We start from the raw sequence: 26,138 nt of genomic DNA on the forward strand, positions 1-26,138 counted from the left end.
CCGCGCGTCTACCGCTGTGGCGCGCCGGTGCGAAGGAATCAGCCGTGTGCACCCGACACGCCGTCGCTACCGGCATTGCCGTTGCTGCCGCGGGCACCGGGGGTCCCGTTTCCCGATTCACCGACGGTACCGCCTTCACCGCCCTCGCCGAACGCGCCGCCGGCGCCTCCCGCTCCGCCGGCTCCACCACTACCGGCCGAGCCGGCTGGGCCGGTGCCCCCGACTAATCCTCCGCGACCGCCCGTCCCGGCCTTGGCGCCGGCAGCTCCGCCGGCGCCGCCGTTGGCGCCATCGCCGCCGTTGCCGCCGTGACCGCCATCGCCTGCGACCGACGAGTTGTCATTCGTTGAGATCCCGCCGCCGATCCCCCCGGTCCCACCGGCGCCGCCGGCACCGCCGACACCGCCAACACCGCCGGCGCCGGAGTTGCCCCCGGCGCCGCCGGTACCGAAGAGCAACCCGGCGGCGCCGCCGTTACCGCCGTCGCCGCCGCGGCCGCCCATGCCGCCAACGCCGGTGGAGGCGCCGCCGTCGCCGCCACCGCCGCCGAGTTGCCCGGTGGCTTTGCCATCGCTGATCGCGAAGCCCGCGTGACCACCATTGCCGCCGTCACCGCCCCCGGCGCCGGCACCTCCGGCACCGCCGATGCCACCAACACCACCGGCGCCGCCATTGCCGAAGAGCAGCCCACCATTGCCGCCTTGACCGCCGCTGCCCCCCGCCGATCCGTCACCACCGGGTACGGTGGTGCCAAAGCCGGCGCCGCCCTTGCCCCCAGTACCCCCGGTTGCTTGCCCGCCGACCGAGACGCCATCACCGCCGAAACCGCCATTGCCGCCGCTACCCCCGGGAGCCAGCGCATCGCCACCGGCCCCTCCGGCGCCGCCCTCGCCGGTTGCCGCGACGCCCGAGGCGACCCCGTCGCCGGCGTCTCCACCGATACCGCCATTGGCTCCCGCGCCGCCACCGCCTCCGTCGCCGCCGACGGCGCTGTTGGCGTTGGTGGATTGCGCGGTGCCGCCGTCTCCGCCGTGGCCACCATTTTGTGTGGGATTGCCGGTTCCGCCGGTGTCACCTGCCGGGGCGGCTAACGGGTTTGCAAGCGGGTCGGAAGTTGTGTCCACATTCTGACCGCTCTGCCCCGGGTTGGCGGTGTCGAAGACCAGAGGATTGGCCCCACCCGGGCCGGCCACACCGGTGCCGCCCTGACCGCCGGCGCCGCCCGAACCGAACAGCACCGCGCTGCCGCCGGCACCGCCCGCGCCGCCGATGCCTCCGTTGAACCCGTGCACGCCGACCCCGCCATGGCCACCGGTGCCGCCGTTGCCGTACAACAGTCCGCCCGTGCCGCCGGCACCGCCGTTTGCTGAATCGCCACCGGTCCCGCCGTTGCCGCCGTTGCCGAACAGCCCTGCGGCCCCGCCGTTGCCGCCCGTTTGGCTGGGATCTCCCGCGGCGCCGTTGCCGCCGTTGCCGAACAACAGCCCACCGTCGCGGCCGTCCTGCCCGGGGAATGCGCCATCGGCGCCGTTGCCGATCAGCGGACGACCGATGAGGGCCTGGGTGGGTGCATTGATGAGTTCGAGCAGTGGTTGCAACGGTGACGCGTTGGCGGCCTCCGCGGCGCTGTAGGTGTGAGCACCGCCGGCTAAGACACGCACGAATCGGTCATGAAACTCTGAAATTTGGGCACTCAGCGTTTGATATTGCTGCGCGTGGCTGCCGAACAGCGCGGCCACCGCGGCCGACACCTCATCGGCGGCAGCGGCCGCCAGCGCGGTGGTCGGGACGGACGCGGCCGCGTTGGCGACGTTGATCGTCGAACCGATGCCGGCCAAATCGGTTGCTGCCGCCGCCACCAGTTCGGGTGTCGCGATCACGAACGGCATCTGCTGCTCCCATCACTTGTTGACTTGTGCCGGCCCGTGGGCCGCCGGAATGGTCACTGGCGCCAGTTTGGATGGGCGCGGTCGCACGCCGCCACTGACGTCGACGTTGTGGCCAAACGCGTTCTTGTGCTTGTGGTTCACAGGTATGACCGTGACGACGAGGTATGGCGTCGTGCCGTCTCGGCGGCCGCGCACGCGGTGTCGGGTCGTCGTCCGACGGTGCGCTGGAAATGGTCGGGATCGGAGGCTTTCGCATCATTTGTTGGCCGTCGCATTGTCCTGTGTGCATTAAATTGGACACTCGGCAACGCTACTCGGGGAAATAGCAGAATGTAGCGAATGAGAAAAAACAATATTCATACCTTGATGATTATTGGGGTGGCCGACGAAATTCACCCAGGTCGGAATAACGATTGAGCTACTGTGCGTGTTGGCGCTGCCGGGCGGCGGCGTATGAAGTCAATTCAGCGCGCCGGTTTCAGGCAAATTTGTACCCCGCAGCCTACCGGGGCGACATTAAGAATCGGGACGAATGAGCGTGTTCGAAGTAGCGCCCGGCGGGTAGCCACCAGCGCTCTAGCCGTGCTGGCCGGCCGCGCCCGCCGTGCCTGATACGCCGTCGATGCCGGGGTCGCCGTTTGGGCTCAAGGCGCCAGTGGCGACACCTCCGGCGCCACCGGATCCCAATTCGCCGCCGGCCCCGCCGGCGCCGCCCCTGCCTCCGACACCGGACCCGCCGTCGACGCCCTCGACTCCGATCAGTCCGCCTCGGCCGCCTGTGCCTCCGAGCTGGCCGGCGGCGCCGCCGTTGCCGCCATCCGCGCCGTTGCCCCCACCGCCGCCGTTGCCGCCGTTGCCGCCCTTGTTGAGCAGGCCGCTGTCTGCACTGCCGCCGGCCCCTCCGACACCGCCGGCACCGCCGGCGCCACCGATGCCGCCCGCGCCGCCATCGCCGGCGTCGCCGCCGGCCCCGCCCAGTCCGAACAACAGCCCGGCGTTGCCGCCGTTGCCGCCGACGCCGCCGGCGCCGCCGTTGCCGCCGACACCCGTAGAGTTGGCGCCCTGGCCGCCCGATCCTCCCTCTTGTCCTACCGCGGAGTAAGACCCGTCGGGGTCGCCGCCGAGGGGGAGGTTTCCATGCGCGTGGCCGCCGTCACCGCCGTCACCGCCGTCACCGCCGGGGGCACCCGTGCCGCCGACGCCGCCCGTGCCCCCGGCGCCCCCGGCGCCGCCATTGCCGGCCAGCAGCCCGGCATTACCCCCGGTCCCGCCGTCGCCCGCGGTGCCCGCATGGCCGCCGGAAAGGTTGCTGGCTGCTCCATTGCCACCATTGCCGCCCTTACCCCCCACGGCCCCACCTTGGCCGAAGTCGGTATGGGGATGGAACGCTTCGGCCTCGCCCCCGTTGCCGCCCGCACCACCCGCACCGCCGGGCCCGCTGCCGTGGGCCCCGTTACCGCCGTTGCCGGCGTAGACGTTTTGAATACCGGTTGTTTCCTGGGGCGTCGCCGAGCCGCCGGCGCCCCCGTCGCCGCCATTGGCGCCACCGGTACCCGCTTTACCCCCGTCGCCGCCGTTGCCGCCGGGCTCGCTCACTACGTGCGAGAAATACCCACCAGATCCTCCAGTTCCACCGGTTCCACCATTTTCGCCGGGGCCGCCATTAGCGCCGGTGCCACCGTTGGTGGCGGGGCCGTGGTTGTCCATCGAGCTGGAGCCGTTTGACCCGGATGCTGCGGTCCCGGTAGGGGTGGGGTCGGTCGCGTCGGCACCGGCCATGCCGGTGCCACCCTGCCCGCCGGCGCCACCATCGCCGAACAGGATCGCGTGCCCGCCGCTACCTCCGTGCCCGGCGACACCGCCGTTGACGCCCGCCATGCCAACGCCGCCGGCGCCGCCGGCGCCGCCGCTGCCGAGCAGCAGTCCGCCGGTACCGCCACTACCGCCGGAGGCACCGGCCCCCCCGACGCCGCCGCTGCCGCCGCTACCGAAAACGCCTGCCGCTCCACCGGTGCCACCCGCCGCCCCGATGCCCCCAGCGCCACCGCTGCCGCCGTTCCCGATGAGGCCGGCGGCACCGCCGTTGCCGCCGACCTGACCGGACGCACCGGAGCCACCGTTGCCGCCGTTGCCCCAGAGCAATCCTCCGGCACCGCCGTTGGCGCCAGTCCCGGGAGCTCCGTCGGTGCCGTTGCCGATCAGCGGGCGGCCGGTGAGCGCCCGGGTCGGTGTGTTGATCGCGGTGAGCAGCTCCTGCAGCGGAGAAGCATTCGCGGCCTCCGCGCTGGCATAAGAGCCGGCACCGATGGTCAAGGTACGTACAAACTCATCGTGAAACGCCGCCATCCGGGTGCCCAGCGCCTGGTATTCGTGCGCGTAGGTCTCGAACAGCGCCGAGACGGCGGTCGACACTTCATCGGAGGCCGCGGACAGGACCGAGGTGGTTGACGCGGCCGCGGCGGCATTGGCGGTTGCGATGGCGGAACCGAGCTCGGCGAGGTCCCTCGCGGCTGCGGACACCATTTCCGGTGCGGCAATCACAAACGACACGCTTTAACTCCCATCAATTCGCAACCGGGTGAAATATCGACGTACGCAATTGCGCAGTAAGTGTCGGGCGAAGGAATCAATACTATAGTTGCGACCGGAATTTATCAGGATTTTGCAGTCGTGGCATCCGCAAGTAATGAGTCTGATGCGGCGTCGGGTCGGCAACTAGGACCGCCAGCAACGCAATAGTCTTCAGTATGTCGTGCTATAAACGCGCGTGACGAGGTGGCTAGGCGGGGCCCAGGGTGCCGACTTCGAATGCCGGCAACCGGTCGTCGGCGGCCGCCACCGCGAACAGGGTGGCGGCGTTGTAGAAGGCGTCCTCGGTCATCAGGCCCCGCTGGGCTAGTTCAATGCGGTTCACCTCGGTGCCCCAACGCCTGCCGAACAGGACCTTCAGCTGGTTGGGATCTGGCCGGCTCAGGTTCAAATGTGGTTTTTGGCTGGCTAATTCGTCTCGGCGAGCCAAAGCGCGCGCGGCCTCGTTACGCCAGCTGGGAAAGCGGGCGTCGGCACGCAACAGGTTGAGAAAGTGCTCGATTGCCGGCAGCGAGCGAGCAAAAAAGAGCGTGCGGGTGGTCAACCGGGCCGACACCGCAATCGGATCGTCGCTGAGGGCCGCATTCTCTTCGGCGGTCAGCCATTGGGCCCGGACCTGAGCGGGAAAGCCCGACTCGTCGATGATGCCGATGGTCACCGCGTAGCGGTGGGCGACTGTCTCCAGCGCGCGTCGATAGCTTTCGGCCGCGACCTCCGCGGCGGCCTTGGCGGCCCGGTCAGCAACGTCGCCGTCGTCGTTGGGGTGGGTGAAGGTCCAGTGCCAGGCAGCGACCTGCTCCAGCGCGGGCAGATACGCCCACCGATCGGTCGCGCTCACACTCAGCAATGAAAGTACGTCGAGGTCGATGACCTCGACGGCGGATCCGCTGCCGCTCTCGTGGACCACGGAGACCGGTGTGGGCGGCGCCCAACGCTGCCGCCAGCGCTCCGACCATATGGTCGGGGGCGGGCCGGGTCGTCTCGCGCCCCCGCCTTGACAAGCGAGGACCTCCCGCAGCGCGAGCACCGCGTCGGCATGTTTGATGTCGACCCGCAGCGACCTCAGCTGTTTTGCCAGGCCACGACTGTTAGGTGCGTCGACCGCATCGAGCAGACGGTTCCAATTGCGTTGGGTAAACGTTGTGCTGCGGGCGGCTTCGATGAGCCGATCGGCCAGGGGCGCTGACAACACACCGGATTGGACACCACGCTGCACGGTTTGACGAATATTCACCAGCGCGTCGACAAAGACGGGATAGCCATCCTCGGGGGCGCCGTGCACCATTCCCACCTCGTCGTCGGCCTCCAACGCCCCGTCGAGGTACGCCGTGAAGACCCAGCCGTACCCCTGCATGCCGAAGGGATGCAGCTCCGCGGCGCGCAATGCTCCCATGCTGGATGATCCGACGACTCGGATGCCATCGGCGATCAAGGTCAGCAGTTCCTTGTGCCGCACTGATGCCTGCTGAAAGAAAAGCCCGTCGACGACGAGCAACGTGTCGCCCGGCCGCAATCCATATCGGAGGGCGTCGCCGAACGCTATCGGTGGCACTACCTCAGCATTGGGGGCTATGGCATGGATATCGTCGGAGCTGATCGTTGGCCCTGCGGTAACGACAAGCCGTCCACGAGAACTCATTGGTGCTCCTGTAGCGGGGTCCGCATCGGCGACGCAACCGAAGCCGATACGCGGGGGGCGATGACCTTCACCACGGGAACGCAGGCGTCGGCGAAGTCGCACACCACCGCCAGCGGCTCAATACCGGACCGGTCGGTCACCGCGGTTGTCGCCGAGGCCAGCAGCGCGGCTAGCGAGTCGGTGCACTCGACATGCCACGGCGTAGGTTCAGCGGTGGTCAACGACTGCATCGAGCGGCGAGCGGGAGCGTAGGTGTGCACGCGGGCAAATCTGTGGTAGATCGCCGAAGGCAGGTCTTCACGCGCTCCGCTGATAGCGGTCAGGCGGGATTGCGCGGCCTCGGTGATTGCTCGTGACAGAGCCACATTCGGGTCGTGGTGTAGTCCGCTTCCGCTGAACGGGACCTGCATCATCGGGGAGGTCAATTCGGCGGCAAAGCAGTAGAAGCCATCCCAGGTGTCAATGCGGGCGACCTGAATCTCGTTGCCGGTCCGGTGAATCATTTCCACCAGCTCGGCGCTGTCCGACTGAACAATGTCGTCGAGAGGGACCTCGAACAGGGTCGATCCCGGCTCGGCGGCGGCCATGCCGTGGCGCTCCATGATTTCGTAGAGCGCATGCAATGTGGCTTCGTGGTAGCTGTTGCCCGAGGCCAGCCCCGTGGTGTCCATGCCGAACAGGGGTGGCCCCCAAGAGTCGATGACGGCCACATTGACAACGGTGGCCAGCCACGGCACCAAGGTGCGCCGGCCGGTGAGCAACGTCGTCGCGATCATCCAGTCGAGCTTCGCCCCGGCGTGGTACAAGCTGCCGGCCGGGCGGTTGAGGTCGGCCGGGTCGTAGGTCAGGACGTCCGCAAGGTCTCTTGCGGCCATCGAATGTATGTCCGGAACGATGTTCTCAGCGTGCCAGTTTTCTAGGGATTCCATCACCGCTGAGACCTGCGCGGCGCGGTAGGTGGTTGCCTTGCCCTGACTGACCGACAAGGTCAATGAGGCCGGCCGCACGGCCTGTACGGTCGGAATTCCGAGGTCGTCTAACCAGGTCAGGTCGGCGACGCGGGTAATACCCGCCGGTTCCAGGAGGGGTTCGACCGCCTGCCAGGTCTGGTCGGGAGAGATGATGCGGTGCGTCCCGGCGCGGTGCCCGATGGTGGTGGGATCGGCGTGACCCAATACACGTGCGGGCCAATGCGACCAATCGGGACCGACCAGCGACTTCGTTGGTTGCTGAATGCCGAGGTTCGGCCGTTCCGACATGGCTTTACGTTAGTCAGTCGGAGTCCGCTGGAAGCAGTAACAGCGGCGAAAACAGGCCGGAAGAAAAAGATCCAGCGGGATCTCATCGCGAGGGGGAGGGGGGGCGGCGATGAGACCCCGCTGGCAGGGGTGGGATCAGTGAGTATTCAGTTGTGTGTACAGCGAAAGCTTTTTGCGGACGGGCCTCGACGTTCCGGTTAGGGGCCTTCGGCAGGGATCTCAAAACATGGGGGGTGGGAGGCGATGAGATCCCCGCCGAAGGTCATGTGTCAATAGCTCGTTCGTGGTGTCGCAACGTCCTCGGTCTGCGCTGGCAGAACCGGAGTGCGCGGGACAGGCTCTGTTTATTTATTGAAGGTCCTTCGGCGGGGATCCCAGAACTTGGGGGGGTGGGGGGCGATGAGATCCCCGCCGGAAGGGTCTAGGGCCGAGTGTCTATCTCACTCGGTGGTATCGATGCAGCTGAACACGGTAAACGAGTAAACGGTCTGGTTGTCGTCGAATAGCAGGTCGTATGACACGAGTTCGGCTTTCTGGTTGGGGGTCCTTCGGCGGGGATCTCAGAACTTGGGGGGTGGGAGGTGATGAGACCCCCGCCGAAGGTCTAACAGTGAGCTTTAGTTCACTCGGGGTCGCCGACGTGGAACGCCGGAGCGGAGTAGGTGGCCTCGGTCTCGCAGAACAGGAGCTCGTAGGACATGTTGCGAACCTCACTTCGTAACGCTCGGTGCGAATTTGGTTTTCCATTTCCGCTTCGAGACCAATTCTTGGGGGTATCCCGATCCGCCGGTATCCCACGACCAGTTGATTGCAAGGGGAAATCCCGTTCCTCCAACGGTGTGACAGCCCATGTCCCCCAATCGGGGGACATACCGCCCGGGCCCTAGTGCCGGTCGCCCGCGCAGCTACTCCCGAAACGCGTTAGTGGGCAAAGTTTTATCGTCTCGTGTTGTCAATGTGACTGTTGTTGAGCACTGTAGTCACGGTGCACCAAGTGGCATGTGTTCAATAAGTGGCAGATGAGAAATGAGATGACGGCACAGTCGGACGGTGAGATGCGGACGCGGCGTTCGGGCGGTGCAGCCGCAACCCTGCGGCTTCTGGCGTTGACCGCCGGCGTGTTTGGTGTGTCGGCGACCATGGCTGCTCCCATTCACGCTGACATGATGGGCAACGCGTTCTTGACGGCCCTCAACAACGCCGGCATCGCATACGGCCAGCCGGCGGCGGCAATGGCGATGGGCAGGTCGGTCTGCCCAATGGCCGTGGAGCCGGGCGGGACATTCGAATCGGTCGTCTCAACGATGGCGGATTACAACGGCATGCGCCGCGATACGGCGGCCGCGTTTACTATCGTTGCGATAGCGACCTACTGCCCGGCGATCATTTGGCCGCTCCTGCCCGACCGGCTACAGGCGTAGAGAGCCTTGAAGCGTGGCATCGCTCAGCCGGATTAGCCAGTTGCACCCACGTGCCCTTGGCCGCCGCTAGCCCCCTCGGCTCCCGCCACGCCGCCGGGACCGGAGCCAGTCGCCCCACGAGCTCCGCCGGCACCCGCTGGTCCTCCGGCGCCGCCCGCTCCGCCCGAACCGGCGCTGCCCGCGTTGCCTGGGCTACCGAAGATTCCGCCTTGGCCGCCCGTTCCGCCGGCGAGACCACCATGTCCGCCATCACCGCCGTCGCCACCGGTACCTCCGGTGCCCCCGGTGCCCCCGGTGCCCCCCAGGACTGCGCCGCTACCACCGGCGCCGCCAGCGCCGCCGGCGCCACCACCGGCGCCGGAGCCGCCAGCACCGCCGTGGCCGGCGTTGCCGCCGTCGCCACCGGATCCGAAGAAGTGCGCGCCGGCCCCACCGTTTCCGCCGGTACCGCCATTGCCGCCAGGGCCCGCGCTACCAGCGTTGCCGCCGTTGCCCCCGCCACCTCCTGAGGCGGGGTTGCCACCGTCTGGATACCCCTGCGAGTAGATGCCGCCATGCGCGGTTCCACCGGTGCCGCCGGCGCCACCGATGCCGCCCGGGGCGGCGGCTCCGCCTACTCCACCGGTGCCGCCGTCCCCGCCGCGGCCGCCGTGGCCGAAGATCTGGCCGGCGTTGCCGCCGTGGCCGCCGGCACCACCGTTGCCGCCGGCACCACCGTTGCCGCCGGTGGCGCCGTTGCCGCCGTTGCCCCCGGAACCGGCGTAGGCCTCGCCGAAACTGAGCGCATCTGCCGAGCCGCCATCGCCGCCGTTGCCGCCGGCACCGCCCGCGCCGGAAGCGTTTCCGCCGTTTCCGCCGTTGCCGCCATGCGCTCTGGCGGCAGTGTCCGATCCGTTGGCGTATCCGCCGGCACCGCCAGCGCCACCGTTGGCGCCGTCGCCGCCATTGCCACCAGCGCCTCCGGTGGGACCGGCCGCTGTGGAGTACACGTTTGCGCCCGCGGCGCCGTCGCCCCCATTTTGCGTTGAACTTCCGGGACTTCCGACTCCGCCGGATGGACCGGTCACGGGGGTCGCCGAGTCCGTATGGATATCTGGGATGGGTGATCCGTTGTCGGCTGCGGCGGTGATCATGGGGTTGGTCGCCGCGGTGCCGGTCCAGCCGGTGCCGCCAGTTCCGCCGGCGCCGCCGTTGCCGATGAGATAGGCGCTACCCCCGTTGCCGCCTTGTCCGGGGTCGACGGCTGGCGAAGTGGCGAAAGACGAAATCGCAGCCAGGCCCTGTCCGCCCGGCCCGCCGGCGCCGCCGTTGCCGACGAGTTGCCCCCCGTCACCGCCATTGCCGCCGGCCATGCCGATCCCGCCGCTTCCGCCGGTGCCGCCGGTGCCGATGAACCGGGCGGACCCGCCATTGCCCGCCAGCCCGCCGTGACCGCCGAATATGGTGGCCGCGCCCCCGGAGCCGCCATCACCGCCGTCGCCGTAGAGCATGCCGCCGGCACCGCCGGTGCCGCCGTCGCCGCCCACGTTGGCGGCCAACGCGAAGCCCAAACCGTTGCCGCCGTTTCCCCCGGATCCGCCGGCGCCGATCAGCCCGGCGGCACCGCCCTGCCCGCCGTGCCCGCCGTTGCCGCCTGCGAAGCCGCCTCCACCCTCGCCACCAAGCCCGCCGGCGCCGCCATTGCCGAAGACCGTTCCGCCCGCGCCACCGTTACCGGCAGTTCCTCCGGTTCCACCGCTGGTCCCGGTGCCGCCGAGCCCGCCGTGGCCGCCACCACCGCCGGTGCCGAAATGGCCGGCAGCACCGCCGACCCCGGCGGTCCCGCCGGTACCACCGAGGCCGCCTAGTTGGCCGGCGTGTCCGCCGACCCCGCCGGCGCCACCCATCCCGCCGGCTCCGAACAGTCCGCCGTGGCCCCCGGCCCCGCCGATCCCGCCGTCACCGCCGTTGCCGGCCAGAGCGGTGTTGTTGGTTCCGGGGCCGCCGATCCCGCCGTTGCCGCCGATGCCGTAGAGCCAGCCGCCCGCGCCACCGTTGCCGCCTGCCGCGCCGTTGGCGCCACCGGCACCGCCGTTGCCGCCGGTGCCGATGAGGCCGGCGGATCCGCCGTTGCCGCCTGCCTGACCTGCGGAGCCGGCCGCGCCGGCCCCGCCGTTGCCGCAGAGCCAGCCGGCGGCGCCGCCGGTGCCGCCGGGCGTTACCGCGTCGGTGCCATTGCCGATTAACAGCCGCCCGGTCAGCGTCATCGATTGGGAGTTGACGGTGTCCAGCAGGCCCTGCAGGGGAGAGGCATTGGTCGCCTCGGCGGTCGCGTACCCGCCGGATGCGCCGGTCAAGGCCTGCACAAATCGCTCGTGAAACACCGCGATCTGTGCGCTGATGGCTAGGTATTGCTGAGCGTGGGCACCGAACAGCGCAGCAATCGCCGCTGAGACCTCATCTCCCGCGGCGGTGGTTACTGCAGTGGTAGGGAAAGCGGCGGCCAGATTGGCCGCACTGACGCTGGAGCCGATGCCGGCCACATCGGCGGCCGCGGCCGCCAGCAGCTCCGGGGCGGCAATCAGATAAGCCATTTCCAAACCTCCGCTCTGCACATCGCGTTTGCCCCGGCGGGTGCGCCCGCTGCAACACTCGAAAACCCTGCTTGAAACGACAGTGGAGCAAATCCCGACGCAACCATGCATCGGCTGTTTACCGGGCTTCTCGGCAGGGACACGGCTAGCCGACCGGCCCCGGTTGACCGACATTTCCTCCGAGACCGCCGTGGCCGCTGTTGCCGTCGCGGCCGACCAGAAATCCCTTGTTGACTTCTCCGCCAGCGCCTCCGCTGCCTCCGAGACCGCCCGCGCCGCCTGGGCCGCCACCGCCACCGCCACCGGTGCCGGCGTCACCGCCGTTTCCGCCGAATCCGATGAGTCGACCCGCGGAACCGCCGTTACCGCCGGCACCGCCGATGCCGCCGGCGCCCCCGTTGCCGATCAGCAGTCCTCCGTTGCCGCCGTTACCCCCGGCACCTCCGTAGAAATCCCCATTCGCGGAGTTGCCGACGCCGGGTACCGCGCTCACCATCGACATTGCTCGACCCCGATCGGCAAGACGCGGCCCGCAAACTCTCGGCGATGACGCGGGGGAAAGCACGTGCTATCCATGCCTGCCGGTGCCACCGTCGCCGCCTGGGTTGCCGTCCTCGCCGGCGCTACCCGGAACGTGGTCGATCGAGCCGCCATTGGCTTCACCAGGTGCTCCGCCAGTGCCGCGGGTGCCGCCGGCGCCGCCCTCGCCGCCAGTGCCGCCGGCGCCGGCGTTACCGGAGTGACCGGGCCAGCCGATGAACCCGCCGGACCCGCCGGCGCCGCCCGATGACCCGCCGGCACCGCCGCGACCGCTCTGCCCGCCCTGCCCGCCGTCGCCGCCGTCGCCGCCGTTGCCGCCGGTGCTTGTCTCGGGGTCGTAGGCGTTGCCGCCGTTGCCGCCGTTGCCGCCGTTGCCGCCGTTGCCGCCGTGTCCGCCGATGCCGCCGACCCCGCCGTCGCCGCCGGCACCGCCGGTCCCGATGAGGTGTCCGCCGGCACCGCCGTTGCCGCCGACGCCGCCGTTGCCACCTGTGCCGCCGGCGCCGCCATAGCCACCGCCGCCACCATCGCCGCCAGAGCCCGCGACGGCGCCAAAGCCGCCGGCGTTTGCGGCCCCGCCATCACCGCCGATGCCCCCGGATCCGCCCTGGGCGCCCGCGCCACCCAGGCCACCTTGGCCGCCAGCGCCCCCGGCGCCGCCGTTGCCGATCAGCATGCCGGCGTGGCCGCCGTGGCCCCCCGCGCCACCAGTGCCGCCAAGGCCAGCGGGTGAGTTGCCGACCCCGCCAGTGCCACCGGTACCGCCCGAACCGGCGAAACTTTCGCTGCCGTCGCCGCTGGCGCTGCCGCCGGCCCCGCCGTTCCCGCCCGAACCACCGGGCGCGCTGCCGTTGGCACCGTTACCACCGTTGCCGCCCCAGACGGTGTCCAGGAGACCGTCAGACGTGGCGCCGGCGTCGCCGCCGGCACCGCCGCTACCGCCGTTGGCGCCACCGGCTCCTGCGGCGCCGCCGTCACCACCTCGACCACCGGATGGGTTTCCTGACTGGGAGTACACCGCCCCGCCGGAGCCGCCAGCGCCGCCGTCTTGTCCTGTTGCGCCGCTGGCACCGGTGCCGCCCGCCTGTCCGGTGAAACCGTTGTAGTCGGCGTACGGGTTGTCCCGGGTGCCGGTCGGTCCAGCATCGGTGCCGGTCTGGGAGTTGGGCAGGGACGCACTCGCGTCGTGGGCATTTGCGCCCGCCCAACCGGTGCCGCCGGTACCGCCGGCGCCGCCGTTGCCGAAGAGGTAGGCGTTGCCGCCGCTGCCGCCCTGCCCGGGCTCGACCGCCGGTGAGTCGTGCCCAAACAGGGAGAACGCCGCCAAGCCGGATCCGCCCCGGCCGCCGGCTCCGCCATTGCCGAAGAGTTGCCCGCCCTCACCACCGTTGCCGCCGGCCATGCCTATCCCGCCGTCGCCGCCGGCCCCGCCGATACCGATGAATCGAGCCGACCCGCCGTTGCCGGCCTGGCCGCCATGCCCGCCGAACACGGTGGCCGTGCCGCCGGATCCGCCGTTGCCGCCGTTGCCGTAGAGCATTCCGCCGGGGCCGCCGCTACCGCCGGCCCCGCCGAGATTGGCGGGCAGTAGGACACCGCTGGCGTCGCCGCCGCTGCCGCCGGCTCCGCCGGCCCCGACCAGCCCGGCGGCGCCGCCGTGACCGCCGAGGCCGCCGTTACCGCCGGAAAAGCCGCCGCCGCCGTGCCCGCCCAGGCCGCCGGCGCCGCCGTTGCCGTAGATGTTGCCGCCCACGCCACCATTGCCCGCCGTTCCTCCGGTGCCGCCGGTGGTGCCGGTGCCGCCGAGCCCGCCGTTCCCGCCGGCGCCCCCGGTGCCGAGGCAGCCGGCATTGCCGCCGGCGCCGGCGGTCCCGCCGGAACCGCCCACGCCGCCGAGTTGGCCGGCGTGCCCGCCGGCGCCGCCGTCGCCACCGAGGCCGCCGGCGCCGAAGATGCCGCCGGCACCGCCGGCACCGCCCGTCCCGCCACCACCGCCGTTGCCGCCGATGCTCGTGTTGTTAGTTCCGGCGCCGCCTATCCCACCGCCGCCGCCGTTGCCGTAGAACCAGCCGCCCGCGCCGCCGTTGCCTCCGGCCGCGCCGATGCCGCCGCTGCCGCCGGGGCCACCGTTGCCGATGAGGCCGGCGGCGCCGCCGTTCCCGCCGGCCTGACCCGTAGCGCCGGCCGCTCCCGCGCCGCCGTTGCCGTAGAGCCAGCCGCCGGCCCCGCCGTCGCCGCCGGGGGCCCTCGCGTCGGCGCCATTGCCGATCAGCGCCCGCCCGGTCAGCGCCACCGATCGTGTGTTGACGGCGGTGAGCAAGACTTGCTCGACATTGGTGGTCTCAGCGGCGGCATAGGAGTTCCCAGCCGCAGTCAACGCCTGCACGAATCGTTGATGAAGCCCCGCAACCTGGGCGCTGAGCTGCTGATACTGCTGGGCGTGGCCGCCGAATAACGCCGCGATAGCCGCCGATACCTCGTCGGCGCCGGCCGCGGTCACCGTGGTGGTCGGTAATGCCGCGGCCAGGTTGGCCGCCTGGATCGATGACCCGATTCCGGTCACATCCGATGCCGCGGTAGCCAGCAAATCCGGCAGCACACTCACAAACGACATGTCCAGTCCTCCCATTCGGTGGCGCCGCGACCCCGTCAGCGTCCGGTTCCCCGGTCACCCGCGCTGGTCGCATCGCGATGTCAACCTCAGTGACCCGCGGTCGGCTGGTGTCGAGGAGCGGGAAAGCTGATCGGGCTCAGTGTGTTGAGCCGATGTTGCGCACAGCTTGAGGAAAGGTGGAATGCCCAGGTCGTGCCCGCTCCGATGGGGATCGGGCGATGAGGTTCACCGCGGACAAGGCGACCGCGGCACGTCGATTGTGAGCCGGCCGAACGTGCCCGTAACCTCTAGCGAATGGTCGACGACAGGGAAGCTCGCCGTGGTGCGCGACGACCGCGATCGACATCCGCAGACACCCCGCGCCGCGGTCCACGGCGCGACCGCGCCGGTTCCTGGTCGGGCCCCGGGCGGGCGCGCCCAGCCCAGCCCCAGGCCGCGCCGGCGGATGCTCCCCGCGTCACCCGCGATGCGCCGACCATCCCGCCTGGGGTGGAGGCCAAGCAATTGTCGCCCGAGATCCGGCGCGAACTAAGCACCTTGGACCGCGCCACCGCCGACGCCGTGGCCCGCCACCTGGTTGCCGCGGGGGAGCTGCTCGATGACGATCCGCAGGCCGCCCTGGAACATGCCCGTGCTGCCCGGGCCCGATCCAGCCGAATCGGCGCGATTCGCGAGGCCGTCGGAATCGCGGCCTACCAATGCGGCGACTGGGCTCAGGCGCTGGCCGAATTGCGCGCCGCCCGAAGAATGGGCAGCAAGTCGGCGTTGTTGGCGCTGATTGCCGATTGCGAACGCGGTTTGGGCCGTCCGGAGCGGGCTATCGACCTTGCGCGCGGACCCGAGGCCACCCAGCTGACCGGCGACGACGCCGATGAACTGCGTATTGTCGCTGCCGGCGCGCGCGCCGATCTCGGGCAGTTCGCGCAGGCGCTGACGTTGCTGTCTACCCCGCAACTCGACCCGACCCGGACCGGTTCCACGTCGGCGCGGCTGTTCTATGCCTACGCCGACACCCTGCTAGCCCTCGGCCGTCGTGATGAGGCGTTGCAATGGTTCCTGCACTCGACGGCGGCGGACATCGAAGGTGTCACCGACGCCGAAGATCGGGTCAGTGAGTTGGGCTGAGCAACGGTGAACAGCATTGCCCAGCAGTACGACTGCTTGCTGATCGATCTGGACGGGACGGTGTATCGTGGCCGCCGCGCCACCGAAGGCGCCGTCGATGCGCTGGCAGAGGTCCATAGCCGCAAATTGTTTGTCACCAACAACGCCTCCCGCAGTGCCGACGAGGTTGCCGAGCACCTGCGTGAACTGGGTTTCCCCGCCACCGGTGACGACGTCGTCACCAGCGCCCAAAGTGCCGCTCGCTTGCTGGCCGGCCAGTTGCCGCCCGGTTCCAAGGTGCTGATCGTTGGCACCGAGGCGCTGGCCAATGAGGTCACCGCGGTTGGGTTGCGCCCGGTCCGCCGCCACGACGATGATCCCGTTGCGGTTGTCCAGGGCCTTTCACTGACCGTCGGTTGGCCGGAACTTGCCGAGGCTGCGCTGGCTATTCGGGAAGGTGCATTGTGGGTGGCGGCAAACGTCGATCCCACCCTGCCGACCGAGCGCGGTCTTTTGCCCGGCAACGGATCCCTGGTGGCAGCGCTGCGCACCGCCACCGGCGCGCAGCCCCAAGTGGCGGGCAAGCCGGCGCCACAGTTGATGAAGGACGCGGTGGGTCGCGGTGATTTCCGCGCCCCTCTGGTGATCGGTGATCGGTTGGACACCGACATTGAGGGAGCCAACGCCGCCGGGCTGCCCAGCCTGATGGTGCTGACGGGGGTCAATAGCGCGCGTGACGCGGTATACGCCCAACCCGCGCACCGACCCACCTACATCGGACACGACCTGCGCTGCTTGCGCCAAGATCCCACGCTGCTCGCGGTGGCACCGCAGCCCGGCTGGCAATTGCGCGTGGCGGATCGGTCGGTGACGGTCAGCGCCAACGGCGAACAGCGCGGGGACGATCTATCGGTGGTGCGGGCGGTTGCCAATGCGGTGTGGAACGCTCAGTTCGACGGTCGGTCATTCAGCATCGAGGCCGGCGATGAGCAGGCGCGCGGCGCCTTGTGCCACTGGTCGCTGATGCATGGTGATTAGCCGGCAACTAGCGTAGGGAGTCCAATGACTATTGATCCCGAACAGATTCGCTCAGAAATCGAAGCGTTGGTAGCCCAGTTGCCCGACGTCGCCGATGCCGAAAGCGGGCCGTCCCTTGCCGAGCTAGAAGACATCGCCCGCCGGCTCTCCGAGGCACACGACGTATTGATGCAGGCCCTGGAGTCGGCGGAGAAAGGCTGAGTGCACGGTGGCACGGCGTGCCCGCGTTGACGCCGAGCTGGTCCGGCGAGGCCTCGCGCGGTCTCGTCAGCAGGCCGCGGAATTGATCACCGCGGGCAAGGTGCGCATCGACGGCCTGCCCGCCGTCAAGCCGGCCACCGCCGTTGCAGCCAGCGCGGCCCTGACCGTCGCCGCAGACGGCGAGCGCAGTTGGGTTTCACGCGGAGCGCACAAACTCATCGGAGCGCTGGATGCGTTCGGGCTCGCCGTGTCCGGCCGCCGCTGCCTGGATGCTGGCGCATCGACCGGCGGGTTCACCGAGGTGCTGTTGGATCGCGGGGCCGCCGAGGTGGTTGCCGCCGATGTCGGCTACGGCCAACTGGCGTGGTCGTTGCGCAGCGATCCGCGGGTGGTGGTCGTGGAGCGGACCAACGCCCGCGACCTGGTGCCGGAGGTTATCGGCGGGCCCGTTGACCTCATCGTCGCTGACCTGTCGTTTATCTCATTGGCCACCGTGTTACCCGCGCTGGTTGGATGCGCTTCACCCAGCGCCGATATCGTTCCCATGGTGAAGCCGCAGTTCGAAGTGGGGAAGGGTCAGGTCGGCCCTGGCGGAGTAGTCCACGACCCGCAGTTGCGCGCGGATGCAGTGGTTGCCGTTGCGCGGAGTGCCGAACAGCTAGGTTGGCACACCCTCGGCGTCACCGCCAGCCCGCTACCCGGCCCCTCGGGCAATGTCGAATACTTCCTGTGGTTGCGCGCGGAATCCGATCGAGCGCTGGTCGGCCACGACCTGGCGGACGCGGTGCGGCGGGCGATCAGGGAGGGGCCGGAATGACCGCTCAACGCACCGTCTTGTTGGTGGTCCACACCGGGCGCGATGAAGCGACCGAAACGGCGCGGCGCGTCGAGAAGGTGCTGGGCGACAACGAAATTGCGCTTCGGGCGCTTTCCGCCGAGGCCGTCGATCGGGGTTCGTTGCACCTGTCTCCGGACTACCTGCGGGCCAGGGGCGTCGAAATCGAGGTGGTCGACGCGGACCCAGACGCGGCTGACGGTTGCGAACTGGTGCTGGTATTAGGCGGTGACGGCACCTTCCTGCGGGCCGCCGAGCTGGCGCGCAATGCCAATATTCCGGTGTTGGGGGTCAACCTGGGCCGGATCGGCTTTTTGGCTGAGGCCGAAGCCGAGGCGATTGACCTGGTGCTTGAGCACGTGGTGGCGCGCGACTACCGGGTGGAGGACCGGCTGACGCTCGACATCGTGGTGCGGCACGCGGGCGGCGTCCTCGCCCAGGGCTGGGCTCTTAACGAGGCCAGCCTGGAGAAGGGCCCCCGGCTGGGCGTGCTCGGGGTGGTCATCGAAATCGACGGCAGACCCGTGTCGACCTTCGGCTGCGACGGGGTGCTGGTATCCACGCCCACTGGGTCTACGGCCTACGCGTTCTCCGCGGGCGGTCCGGTGTTGTGGCCGGACCTCGAAGCCATCCTGGTCGTGCCCAACAATGCGCATGCGTTGTTCGGTCGACCGATGGTCACCAGTCCGGAAGCCACCATCGCCATCGAGATCGAGGCCGACGGTCATGATGCGCTGGTGTTCTGCGACGGACGCCGGGAAATGTTGATACCCGCCGGGGGGCGGCTCGAGGTGACGCGCTGTGCCACACCGGTGAAATGGGCCCGGTTGGACAGCGCGCCATTCACCGACCGTCTGGTGACCAAGTTCCAGTTGCCGGTGACAGGCTGGCGCGGGAAGTAACTGGTGCTAACGGAAATTCGAATCGACTCGCTGGGCGCCATCAGCTCCGCCAACGCCGAGTTCGATCGCGGCCTGACGGTACTCACCGGCGAGACCGGCACCGGGAAGACCATGGTGGTCACCGGGTTGCATCTACTCGGCGGTGCCCGGGCGGACCCCACCCGCGTGCGCTCCGGCGCCGAGCGTGCCGTTGTGGAAGGTCGTTTCACCACAATCGATCTCGATGATGCCATGGTCGCACGGCTGGAGGAGATCCTGGATGCGTCTGGGTCACAACGTGATGAGGACGGCAGCGTGATCGCGCTGCGCTCGGTCGCCAGCAGCGGGCCGTCGCGCGCCTACCTCGGTGGTCGCAGTGTGCCCGCCAAATCGCTTAGTGGGTTTACCAACGAGCTGCTCGCCCTGCACGGGCAAAACGATCAGCTGCGGTTGATGCGCCCCGAGGAGCAACGCGGCGCGCTGGACCGTTTTGCCGCCAGCGTCCCCGCGCTGGAGCGGTACCGCAAGCTGCGCGATGCGTGGCTATCGGCGCGGCGCGATCTCATCGACAGGCGCAACCGGGCCCGCGAGCTGGCCCAAGAGGCGGATCGATTGCACTTTGCCCTGAATGAGATCGACACTGTGGACCCGCAGCCGGGAGAGGACGATGCGTTGGTCGCCGATATCGTCCGACTTTCCGAGCTGGATACGCTGCGGGAAGCCGCGTCGATGGCACGTGCGGCGCTGTCGGGCATGTCGGACGACACATTCGGGCCCAGCGCTGTGGATTGCCTCGGGCGGGCAAGAGCGGCGCTGGAGTCCACCGACGACGCCACGTTGCGGGCCCTGGCCGAACAAATCGGCGAAGCGCTGACGGTGGTCCTTGACGCGGTGGGTGAGCTGGGCGACTACGCGGATGAATTGCCGGCCGACGCCAGCGCACTGGATGCCAAACTTGCCCGTCAAGCCCAGCTGCGCACGTTGACGCGCAAATACGCCGCCGACGTCGATGGGGTGCTGCGTTGGGCGCAGGAGTCTCGCGCCCAGCTGGCCCAGCTCGATGTGTCGGAAGAAGGCCTGGCCGCGTTGGAGCGCCAGGCCGACGAACTGGGACGCGAATTGGCCCAAGCTGCGGGTGATCTGAGCAATATTCGGCGTAAAGGCGCTAAGCGGCTGGCCAAAGAGGTCACTGCCGAGCTGTCCGCTTTGGCAATGGCGGACGCCGCATTCACCATCGCGGTCAACACCGACCTCGCCGACGAGGGTGATCCCGCCGCGTTGACGTTGCCCACGGGCGAGCGGGTCCGTGCCGGTGTCGACGGCATCGATCAGGTCGAGTTCGGCTTCGCCGCGCACCGCGGGATGACCGAATTGCCGCTGGCCAAAAGCGCGTCCGGCGGTGAGCTGTCCCGGGTGATGCTGGCACTCGAAGTTGTGCTGGCCGCGTCGGCCGCCGGCACCACCATGGTGTTCGACGAGGTCGACGCCGGAGTCGGCGGCTGGGCCGCCGTCCAGATCGGACGGCGTCTGGCTCGGTTGGCGCGTACCCACCAAGTCATCGTCGTGACACATCTGCCACAGGTCGCGGCCTATGCCGATGTGCACCTGATGGTGCACGGCACCGGACGTGACGGTGCCAGCGGCGTGCGGCGCCTGACCAGCGATGAGCGGGTCGCCGAGTTGGCCCGGATGCTGGCCGGACTGGGCGAGTCCGACAGCGGCCGCGCCCATGCCCGGGAGTTGCTCGACGCCGCCCAAAACGACGAGATCTAACCGCCGACGATCAAGGTTTCGTGCAATTACGGCAACGATTCGGCCAACTTCCCGCCGTCGGCGTGCACACGCTGGTGTGACAGGTGTGACGTCATATAACTTATGGGGCTCCTGTTACGGCGCGCCTCCCCGCTCCAACCGGGCATCACCGACAGAATCCCCCCATGAAGATGTCAGCGCTTCTATCTCGTAACACCGCCCGGCCAGGCCTCACAGGCACCGCTCGAGTGGACAAGAATGTCGACCGCCTGCTGCGCAGGATTTGTCCCGGCGACATCGTGGTCCTCGACATCCTGGACCTGGACCGCATCACCGCGGATGCGCTGGTGGAAGCCGACGTCGCTGCCGTTGTCAACGCATCCTCATCGGTCTCGGGCCGCTACCCAAACCTCGGCCCGGAAGTGTTGGTCAACAACGGCATCGCCCTTATCGACGAGACCGGACCGGAAGTCTTCAAGAAGATCAAAGACGGCGCCAAGATCCGCCTTTTCGAGGGCGGCGTGTACTCCGGCGACCGTCGGCTGATCCGCGGCACCGAACGCACCGACCACGATATTGCCGATCTGATGCGGGAAGCCAAGAGTGGGCTAGCCGCTCATTTGGAGGCCTTCGCCGGCAACACGATTGAGTTCATCCGCAGCGAAAGCCCACTGCTGATCGACGGTATCGGCATCCCCGACATCGACGTCGACATGCGCCGGCGCCACGTGGTAATCGTTGCCGAAGAGCCCACCGCCGCCGATGATCTGAAAGCCCTCAAGCCGTTCATCAAGGAGTACCAGCCGGTACTGGTCGGTGTTGGTACCGGCGCGGATGTGCTGCGCAAGGCTGGCTATCGTCCGCAACTCATCGTCGGTGATCCCGACCAAATCAGCACCGAGGTCCTCAAGTGCGGTGCCCAGGTGGTGTTGCCCGCCGATGCCGACGGCCACGCGCCCGGCCTGGAGCGGATTCAGGACCTTGGTGTCGGGGCGATGACGTTCCCGGCCGCGGGTTCGGCGGCCGATCTGGCGTTGTTGCTCGCCGATCACCATGGCGCCGCGCTGTTGGTCACCGCCGGTCACACCGCCAATATTGAGACGTTCTTCGACCGGACCCGGACTCAGAGCAACCCGTCCACCTTCCTGACCAGGCTGCGGGTGGGGGAGAAGCTGGTGGACGCCAAGGCCGTCTCGACCCTGTATCGCAACCATATTTCGGGTGGCGCCATCGCGCTGTTGGCGTTGACCATGCTGATCGCCATCATCGTGGTCTTGTGGGTGTCGCGCACCGACGGCGTGGTGGTGCACTGGATCATCGACTACTGGAACCGGTTCACCCTCTGGGTGCAGAACTTGGTGAGCTAGGACGGTGCGTTCATGATCTCGTTACGCCAACATGCGATCTCGCTGGCCGCCGTATTTTTGGCACTGGCAATCGGCGTTGTGCTGGGTTCGGGCTTTTTTTCGGATACCTTGCTGTCCAGCCTGCGTAACGAGAAGCGCGATCTGTATGCGCAGATCAACGGACTCAACGACCAGCGCAACGTGCTGAATCAAAAGCTTAGTGCGGCAAACAATTTCGATAATCAGATGGTGGGCCGAATAGTACATGACGCGCTGGGCGGCAAGACGGTGATCATCTTCCGAACCCCGGACGCTAACGACGATGACGTTGCCGCGGTGGCGAAGGTCGTCGGGCGGGCTGGTGGTTCGGTTACCGGTACCGTGTCGCTGACGCAGGAGTTCGTCGAAGCTCACTCTGCGGAGAAACTGCGATCCGTGGTGAACTCGTCCATCCTGCCGGCCGGGACCCAATTGAGCACCACGCTCGTCGACCAGGGTTCACAGGCCGGCGACCTGCTCGGGATCGCCTTGCTGATCAGCGCCAAGCCGGATGCGCCCGCCGGCACCACTGTCGACGACACTCAGCGCGATACCGTGCTGGGCGCTCTGCGTGAAACCGGATTCATCACCTATCAGCCCAGCGACCACCTGGCAGCGGCAAATGCTGCCATCGTCATCACCGGCGGTGCGCTGCCGGCCGACGCCGGCAATCAGGGAGTCAGCGTGGCACGGTTCGCCGCGGCCCTGGCACCGCACGGTTCCGGCACCGTGCTCGCCGGCCGCGACGGGTCGTCGACTGGCGGCGCGGCGGTCGCCGTGACCCGCGCCGACACCGGCATGGCGGCCACGATCAGCACCGTTGACGACGTTGATGGTGCGCCCGGTCGGATCACCACCGTGCTGGCGTTGCAGGACCTGGTCAACGGGGGGCGTCCGGGGCAGTACGGCATCGGTCGCGGCGCGACAGCGGTCACAATTCCCCAGTAATTCACCCGGAGCTACCTGACGATCCGGTCGGGCGTGTTAGCCGCGGCGCGGCGCCGCGGGTGTTAGGGTGGGTTTCCGTGGGTCGGCAGGCCCAGCTAGTAACGGCTATACCGCACGCCCTGCCCGTCTTCACGGAGGTCGCTCATTTGCGCAAGCATCCGCAAACCGCCACCAAGCACCTCTTCGTCAGCGGCGGTGTCGCGTCCTCGCTCGGCAAGGGGCTAACCGCAAGTAGCCTCGGTCAGCTGTTGACCGCCCGCGGGTTGCAGGTCACGATGCAAAAGCTCGACCCGTACCTCAATGTGGACCCGGGCACCATGAACCCGTTTCAACACGGCGAGGTTTTCGTCACCGAAGACGGCGCGGAGACCGATCTCGACGTCGGCCACTACGAGCGGTTCCTTGATCGCAACCTGTCCGGTTCCGCCAATGTCACTACCGGCCAGGTGTATTCGACAGTGATCGCCAAAGAACGTCGGGGCGAGTACCTCGGTGACACGGTTCAGGTGATCCCTCACATCACCGACGAAATCAAACGCCGCATCCTCGAGATGGCCGAACCGAACGCCGCCGGTCATCGCCCCGATGTCGTCATCACCGAAATCGGCGGCACCGTTGGGGATATCGAATCGCAGCCCTTCTTGGAGGCAGCCCGCCAGGTCCGCCACGACCTCGGCCGGGAGAACGTCTTCTTCTTGCATGTGTCGCTGGTGCCCTATCTGGCTCCCTCGGGTGAACTCAAGACCAAGCCGACCCAGCACTCGGTCGCGGCCCTGCGCAGTATCGGTATCACCCCGGATGCACTGATATTGCGTTGTGACCGCGAGGTCCCCGAAGCCCTGAAGAACAAGATCGCTTTGATGTGCGACGTCGACATAGACGGCATCATCTCCACCCCGGATGCACCCTCGATCTACGACATCCCCAAGGTGTTGCATCGGGAGGAACTTGACGCCTACGTGGTGCGTCGGCTCAACCTGCCGTTCCGCGACGTGGATTGGACCGAATGGGACGACCTGTTGCGCCGGGTACATGAACCGCACGACACCGTGCGAATTGCTCTGGTGGGTAAATACGTTGAGCTGTCGGACGCCTACCTGTCGGTTATGGAGGCGTTGCGTGCCGGCGGGTTCAAGCATCGGGCCAAGGTAGAAATACTTTGGGTCGGCTCCGACGATTGCCAGACCGACGGCGGTGTCGCGGCCGCGCTGGGTGATGTTCACGGGGTGCTGATTCCTGGCGGGTTCGGCATTCGGGGCATCGAGGGCAAGATTGCCGCCATCGCATACGCCCGGGCGCGGGGCGTGCCGGTGCTGGGATTGTGCCTCGGACTGCAATGCATCGTGATCGATGCCGCCCGTTCGGTAGGGTTGGCTGAGGCAAATTCGGCCGAGTTCGAACCGGACACACCGGATCCGGTTATCTCAACCATGGCCGATCAGAAACATATCGTCGCCGGCGAAGCCGACCTGGGCGGCACCATGCGCCTGGGCGCCTATCCCGCGGTGCTGGAGCCGGATTCGATTGTGGCCGAGGCGTATCAAACAACCAAGGTATCCGAGCGGCACCGGCACCGCTACGAGGTCAACAACGCCTACCGGGATCGCATCGCGGAAAGCGGACTTCGGTTCTGTGGGACCTCACCCGACGGCCATCTGGTCGAGTTCGTCGAGTACCCGCGAGACCTGCACCCATTCCTGGTGGGCACGCAAGCACACCCGGAACTGAAAAGCCGGCCTACCCGGCCGCATCCGTTGTTTGTCGCGTTCGTCAAGGCGGCCATCGACTACAAGGCGGGCGAACTGCTGCCTGTCGATATCCCCGAGATTCCCGAGCGGGTGTCCAACGGCAACGAGCATCGAGGCAGTGTCGGGCAGCCGCTACCCGAGCCCGCGTCTCGTGGCTGAACACGATTTCGAGACCACGTCGTCCGAAACCATATACACGGGTGCCATCTTCGCGCTGCGCCGGGACCGGGTGCGCATGCCCGGCGACACCACTGCGGTCCGAGAAGTCGTGGAGCACTACGGTGCGGTTGCCATAGTGGCGATGGATCACGACGGGAACATCGCGATGGTCTATCAATACCGCCACGCACTGGGGCGACGGCTCTGGGAACTGCCCGCGGGCCTGCTGGACGCCTCGGGAGAGCCTCCGCATCTGACCGCAGCACGCGAGCTGCAGGAGGAGGCCGGGTTGCAGGCCACCACCTGGCAGGTGCTGGTCGATCTGGCCTCCACACCGGGCTTTAGCGATGAGTCGGTGCGGGTGTACTTGGCCACCGGTCTCAGTGCCGCAGAGCGCCCAGAGGCGCACCACGAAGAGGCGGACATGACGTTGCAGTGGTTTCCCCTCGCCGAGGTCGTAGCGAAGGTGCTCACCGGCGAAATCGTCAATGCCATTGCGGTTGCAGGAATTTTGGCGACGCAGATGGTGACCATGGGAAGAATCCAGCCGCGACCTTTGCAGAGCCCGTGGATGGACAAGCCCACGTCGTTCATGGCGCGAAAGACCGCGCGTTGACCACGCTTGCTCTGCAGACACAACTGCAGGGTTATCTCGATCATCTGACGATCGAGCGGGGCGTTGCGCCGAATACGTTGAGTTCCTACCGTCGAGACTTACGCCGCTATTCCAAGCACCTCGAAGACCGGGGGATCACCGATTTGGCCAAGGTGGGCGAGGATGACGTCAGCGAGTTTCTGGTGTCGTTGCGTCGGGGCGATCCCGAATCTGGGGCGACCGCGCTGTCGGCGGTATCTGCGGCTCGAGCGCTGATCGCCGTGCGCGGGTTGCACCGGTTTGCCGCGGCCGAGGGGCTGGCAGATCTGGACGTGGCGCGCGCGGTGCGGCCGCCGACACCGGGACGGCGGCTGCCTAAGAGCCTGACGGTCGATGAGGTGCTGGCACTGCTGGAGGGCGCCGGTGGCGATAACCCGGCCGACGGCCCGCTGACCCTGCGCAACCGGGCGCTACTGGAACTGTTGTATTCCACCGGGGCGCGGATCTCCGAGGCCGTCGGCCTCGATGTCGACGACATCGACACCCAAGCCCGGGCGGTGTTGTTGCGCGGCAAGGGTGGTAAACAGCGGCTGGTGCCGGTGGGACGTCCAGCGGTGGGCGCGCTGGATGCCTACCTGGTGCGGGGACGCCCCGATTTGGCACGGCGGGGCCGCGGAACACCAGCGATTTTTCTCAACGCTCGGGGTGGCCGATTGTCCCGGCAAAGCGCGTGGCAGGTACTTCAGGATGCCGCCGAGCGCGCCGGCATCACGTCTGGTGTGTCGCCACACATGCTGCGGCATTCGTTCGCTACCCACTTGCTTGAGGGTGGTGCGGATGTGCGGGTCGTGCAGGAGTTGCTCGGCCACGCCTCGGTGACCACAACACAGATCTACACCCTGGTCACCGTGCACGCGCTGCGGGAGGTGTGGGCCGGAGCGCACCCGCGGGCCACTTAATCCGTTGCG

The 26,138-nt window shown here is 68.3% G+C and carries 19 protein-coding genes; 12 read left to right on the forward strand and 7 right to left on the reverse strand.

Going from position 1 to position 26,138, the window contains the following annotated elements:
* Nucleotides 1-38: 38 nt before the first annotated feature.
* From MB901379_RS11140 to MB901379_RS11155, 4 genes are all read right to left on the reverse strand, one after another.
* Nucleotides 39-1,889 carry a PE family protein gene (locus MB901379_RS11140; protein WP_158016751.1) on the reverse strand — a complete coding sequence of 617 codons (1,851 nt, stop codon included), beginning with the start codon at nt 1,887-1,889 and terminating at the stop codon, nt 39-41.
* 576 nt (nt 1,890-2,465) lie between these two features.
* A complete protein-coding gene (locus tag MB901379_RS11145) occupies nt 2,466-4,412 on the reverse strand; it encodes a PE family protein (protein ID WP_456319952.1) in 1,947 nt (648 codons plus the stop codon).
* A 256-nt stretch (nt 4,413-4,668) separates the two neighbouring features.
* Nucleotides 4,669-6,117, reverse strand: a complete 1,449-nt coding sequence (locus MB901379_RS11150; protein ID WP_158016753.1) for a TfuA-like protein — start codon at nt 6,115-6,117, stop codon at nt 4,669-4,671.
* Nucleotides 6,114-7,376: a YcaO-like family protein gene (locus MB901379_RS11155; protein ID WP_158016754.1), complete on the reverse strand. Its 1,263-nt coding sequence runs from the start codon at nt 7,374-7,376 to the stop codon at nt 6,114-6,116. The genes MB901379_RS11150 and MB901379_RS11155 overlap by 4 nt, the downstream gene beginning before the upstream one ends.
* Nucleotides 7,377-8,407: 1,031 nt before the next feature.
* Between MB901379_RS11155 and MB901379_RS11160 the strand changes: the two genes are divergently transcribed.
* Entirely contained in the window at nt 8,408-8,797 is a 390-nt protein-coding gene (locus MB901379_RS11160; protein WP_158016755.1) for a DUF732 domain-containing protein, read from the forward strand.
* Between the two features lie 32 nt (nt 8,798-8,829).
* On the opposite strand, the gene MB901379_RS24555 is transcribed toward MB901379_RS11160, so the two are convergent.
* From MB901379_RS24555 to MB901379_RS24150, 3 genes are all read right to left on the reverse strand, one after another.
* Nucleotides 8,830-11,370, reverse strand: a complete 2,541-nt coding sequence (locus tag MB901379_RS24555; RefSeq protein ID WP_162334351.1) for a PE family protein — start codon at nt 11,368-11,370, stop codon at nt 8,830-8,832.
* 145 nt (nt 11,371-11,515) lie between these two features.
* Complete coding sequence (locus MB901379_RS25005) at nt 11,516-11,872, reverse strand: hypothetical protein (protein WP_158016756.1); 357 nt, start codon at nt 11,870-11,872, stop codon at nt 11,516-11,518.
* Nucleotides 11,873-11,938: 66 nt separating this feature from the next.
* On the reverse strand, nt 11,939-14,524 hold the full coding sequence (locus MB901379_RS24150) for a PE family protein (RefSeq protein ID WP_197717886.1): 2,586 nt from the start codon (nt 14,522-14,524) through the stop codon (nt 11,939-11,941).
* Nucleotides 14,525-14,818: 294 nt separating this feature from the next.
* Between MB901379_RS24150 and MB901379_RS11180 the strand changes: the two genes are divergently transcribed.
* The 11 genes from MB901379_RS11180 (at nt 14,819) to xerD (ending at nt 26,129) form a co-directional block, all read left to right on the forward strand.
* Nucleotides 14,819-15,649 (forward strand): tetratricopeptide repeat protein, encoded by an 831-nt coding sequence (locus MB901379_RS11180; protein WP_158016757.1) that lies wholly within the window; start codon nt 14,819-14,821, stop codon nt 15,647-15,649.
* Nucleotides 15,650-15,655: 6 nt separating this feature from the next.
* A complete protein-coding gene (locus tag MB901379_RS11185; protein WP_158016758.1) occupies nt 15,656-16,666 on the forward strand; it encodes an HAD-IIA family hydrolase in 1,011 nt (336 codons plus the stop codon).
* Nucleotides 16,667-16,690: 24 nt separating this feature from the next.
* Nucleotides 16,691-16,867, forward strand: a complete 177-nt coding sequence (locus tag MB901379_RS11190) for a hypothetical protein (protein ID WP_158016759.1) — start codon at nt 16,691-16,693, stop codon at nt 16,865-16,867.
* 7 nt (nt 16,868-16,874) lie between these two features.
* A complete protein-coding gene (locus MB901379_RS11195; RefSeq protein WP_158016760.1) occupies nt 16,875-17,684 on the forward strand; it encodes a TlyA family RNA methyltransferase in 810 nt (269 codons plus the stop codon).
* Nucleotides 17,681-18,604: an NAD kinase gene (locus MB901379_RS11200; protein WP_158016761.1), complete on the forward strand. Its 924-nt coding sequence runs from the start codon at nt 17,681-17,683 to the stop codon at nt 18,602-18,604. Before MB901379_RS11195 ends, MB901379_RS11200 begins: the two co-directional genes overlap by 4 nt.
* A 3-nt stretch (nt 18,605-18,607) precedes the next feature.
* Nucleotides 18,608-20,356 (forward strand): DNA repair protein RecN, encoded by a 1,749-nt coding sequence (recN, locus tag MB901379_RS11205; protein WP_158016762.1) that lies wholly within the window; start codon nt 18,608-18,610, stop codon nt 20,354-20,356.
* A gap of 164 nt (nt 20,357-20,520) precedes the next feature.
* Nucleotides 20,521-21,702 carry a putative cytokinetic ring protein SteA gene (steA, locus tag MB901379_RS11210; protein ID WP_158016763.1) on the forward strand — a complete coding sequence of 394 codons (1,182 nt, stop codon included), beginning with the start codon at nt 20,521-20,523 and terminating at the stop codon, nt 21,700-21,702.
* Nucleotides 21,703-21,714: 12 nt separating this feature from the next.
* Nucleotides 21,715-22,668: a copper transporter gene (locus MB901379_RS11215; RefSeq protein ID WP_158016764.1), complete on the forward strand. Its 954-nt coding sequence runs from the start codon at nt 21,715-21,717 to the stop codon at nt 22,666-22,668.
* A gap of 146 nt (nt 22,669-22,814) precedes the next feature.
* Nucleotides 22,815-24,575 (forward strand): CTP synthase, encoded by a 1,761-nt coding sequence (locus tag MB901379_RS11220; protein WP_158019106.1) that lies wholly within the window; start codon nt 22,815-22,817, stop codon nt 24,573-24,575.
* Nucleotides 24,568-25,191 (forward strand): NUDIX domain-containing protein, encoded by a 624-nt coding sequence (locus MB901379_RS11225; RefSeq protein WP_158016765.1) that lies wholly within the window; start codon nt 24,568-24,570, stop codon nt 25,189-25,191. Before MB901379_RS11220 ends, MB901379_RS11225 begins: the two co-directional genes overlap by 8 nt.
* Nucleotides 25,188-26,129 carry a site-specific tyrosine recombinase XerD gene (gene xerD, locus MB901379_RS11230; RefSeq protein WP_158019107.1) on the forward strand — a complete coding sequence of 314 codons (942 nt, stop codon included), beginning with the start codon at nt 25,188-25,190 and terminating at the stop codon, nt 26,127-26,129. The genes MB901379_RS11225 and xerD overlap by 4 nt, the downstream gene beginning before the upstream one ends.
* The last annotated feature ends 9 nt before the right edge of the window (nt 26,130-26,138 follow it).

The organism is Mycobacterium basiliense, assembly GCF_900292015.1.
In the GTDB taxonomy this organism is placed as follows: Bacteria; Actinomycetota; Actinomycetes; order Mycobacteriales; family Mycobacteriaceae; genus Mycobacterium; species Mycobacterium basiliense.